Source organism: Microcoleus sp. D3_18a_C4 (assembly GCF_036702415.1).
GTDB lineage: Bacteria > Cyanobacteriota > Cyanobacteriia > Cyanobacteriales > Microcoleaceae > Microcoleus.
The window spans coordinates 1-2,352 of sequence record NZ_JAUBTI010000218.1 but is presented as its reverse complement, the minus strand read 5'-3'; the positions used below and the strand labels follow the sequence as shown (position 1 = coordinate 2,352).

Annotated in this window: 2 protein-coding genes and 1 pseudogene; 2 read left to right on the top strand and 1 reads right to left on the bottom strand. The window is 48.3% G+C overall.

The features are described 5' to 3' along the window. Nucleotides 1-161: 161 nt before the first annotated feature. Nucleotides 162-718 (bottom strand): annotated as a pseudogene (locus tag QUB16_RS33240) (NUDIX hydrolase). 89 nt (nt 719-807) lie between these two features. Here QUB16_RS33240 and QUB16_RS33235 point away from each other — a divergent pair. Together QUB16_RS33235 and QUB16_RS33230 are read left to right on the top strand one after the other, a co-directional pair. Next, nucleotides 808-2,136: an AMIN domain-containing protein gene (locus QUB16_RS33235; protein WP_333322643.1), complete on the top strand. Its 1,329-nt coding sequence runs from the start codon at nt 808-810 to the stop codon at nt 2,134-2,136. Beyond that, nucleotides 2,133-2,352 (top strand): hypothetical protein (locus QUB16_RS33230; protein WP_333322641.1); only part of this gene is annotated, 220 nt, incomplete at its 3' end. The genes QUB16_RS33235 and QUB16_RS33230, both read left to right, overlap by 4 nt.

The window sequence follows — 2,352 nt, the reverse complement described above, 5'->3', positions numbered from 1 at the left end:
CGATGGCTAATGGCACACTCTTACAAGTTGCGGCGACTGGGGAGGTTTTGGCTCAGATTTTTGGGGCTGATAATACTATTACTTCTCTGGATTTTCTGACTCTTTCTCCTTAAGACAGGTCTCACAACAAACAGCGTGTAGGGTGCCATTCACACAGCACCTTACCGCTGTTTATTCAAAAATTCTAATCCTAAAAAATAGCTGCGATGCTTCCTCCTACACAAATTTATCGGTTTGCTATTTTTAACAAAACTTCGGTAATTGGGACTAAAACTACTTCAATATCTTCTGTAATATCCAATTGTATTTTGCTAGCAAGGTTGACATTTTTAGCAAAGTATAGGTAGATAGAATTGGTGTCTTTTACGGGGTTATCATATAAGGTGGCTAGTTCCAAAATTTCTTCAGCAACATATCCCGTTTCTTCGGCCAGTTCTCTGGCTGCTGCCGATTTCCCGCTCTCTTCAGCAGGGTTGAAAGAGCCGGCAGGCAGTTCCAGCAAAATTTCGCCTACTCCGTGCCTGTATTGGCGCACTAATACAAGTTCTTGCTGCTCTGTCGTGGCAAATACGAGGGCGATATTGGGCCGGACATTAACAAAAAAGTCGTCTATAATTTGTCCGCTTGGCAATTCTATTTCATCTTGTCTAACCTGACACCACTTGTTGTTAAGAACGAAGCGCGATCGCAATAATTTCCATTTAGTTAAATTTTTCATATCGCAATAATGCTAAACTTTCAGCGTCATCCGAAGGCAAAATTTTCCCATCCATAATCATTTCAGATCGAAAATTTCACCCAGCAGCCATGCCATACAAAAAATTACCACGAAAATTTTGGGCAGACTTACAAAAATTGACTGTTAATTCTCTACCAGCGGGATTGTTTGCGATCGAGTCACTGAGTCTGAGTCTAGCAGTCGCCGCCGCAGTTGCAGCAGTGCCTGCAGCACAGCAACCAGCAAATGCTTCAACAGTCACAAGTTGGCAATTCGATCCGGCGACAAATCAGCTAGAAATTACTCTCCCAGAGGGAACAACCCCCACATATTCTCTACTCAACCCGTCTCAGATTGCTGTGGATTTGCCCAATACTGAGATCGGAGTAGATGCAACTCAGTTATACCCGCAAGGCAGAGTGCGTTCTGTGGGAGTGAGTCAACTTCAACCGGGAACGGCGAGAATTCTGGTCAATTTGGCTCCTGGAGTCGGTTTCAGGGCAGGGCAAGTTCAATTCCAAAGAAGCGGGGTAGAAAATCGCTGGGTGTTGCGTCCTTCGATCGAACCGACTCCGAATATGGAAACTCCCGAAACTCAACCCCAGCCTGCAATACAAGTACCGCAAAACCAGCCGCCGACTGATTCCAACTCAACTGGTGCCCCAAAGGTCGATCGAGCTGAGCCTCCTAATTCCCTGAATCCCGCTACAAATTCTTCGGAGCCGCCAACTCCAAATGACCAAATCCGGCCGCTAAGAGTGCCTTTAGTCAATGTTCGCCTTGACGAACGCCGTGGGGTACAAGCTGCTGCTCTACCCCGCCTAGAGCCTCAAATAACGGCTGCTGCAGCGCCCCAACAGCGGACGCTTACTTTTGGTGAACCGCTTCCTCGCGGACGATCGAATGCTCCTTTGCAGGCGGAGGCTGGGGCGAATGTCTTGTTGCCGGCGGGCACGGAGCTGAGTTTGCTATACCCGGGCGATCGGGCTTTGCGGCTGCAAGTGAAGCCCAGCCGGGAGGAAGTGCTGTTGCTGCAAGGGGGAATTTTCGACAGTCGCGGTAATACGATCGTACCTGCTAATACGCCAGTCATCGGTCGGTTTGAAACAACGAACCTCGGCAGTCGATTTGTGGTCGAAGCTATTAGTCTCAACGGCCGCAATATCCCTCTCTTCGCTCGCTCAGAACCCGTGGGAGGCCGCCGACAACAGCCGACCGATCGCAGTTTGTTGCGAAATACTGGTATTGGTGGCTTAGCTTTGTTCTTGCTGAGCGGCTTTTCTGGTATCGGTTTGTTGGCGGGAGCAGCCGGTGGTGTTGCTACAACTTACGTCGCTGCTCCTCAACCTGCTACGATTCAACCCGGTCAAATTTTGCAAGTTCAGTTAACGGAAGATTTCCCCCAGTTAGGTTTTTGAAGGAAGAAGGAAGTTCGGCAACGGATTTTGTAACGGATGTAACGGATGTCAGGAAGAAGGAAGAGGTTCGAGGGAAGAGGTTCGAGGGAAGAAGGAAGACTTTTTTCTTCCCTCGAACCTCTTTGTTCAAAATTTACTTACTGTCGTTTAGACTAAATAAAGATGAGAACGGTGGCAAAAGAAGAACTAGAGCCACCGCGCCGGGAGAGAATAAGG

Bases quoted from the DNA above. Each gene is read 5' to 3' on its own strand.
- QUB16_RS33235 (WP_333322643.1), top strand. From the start codon at position 808: ATGCCATACAAAAAATTACCACGAAAATTTTGGGCAGACTTACAAAAA.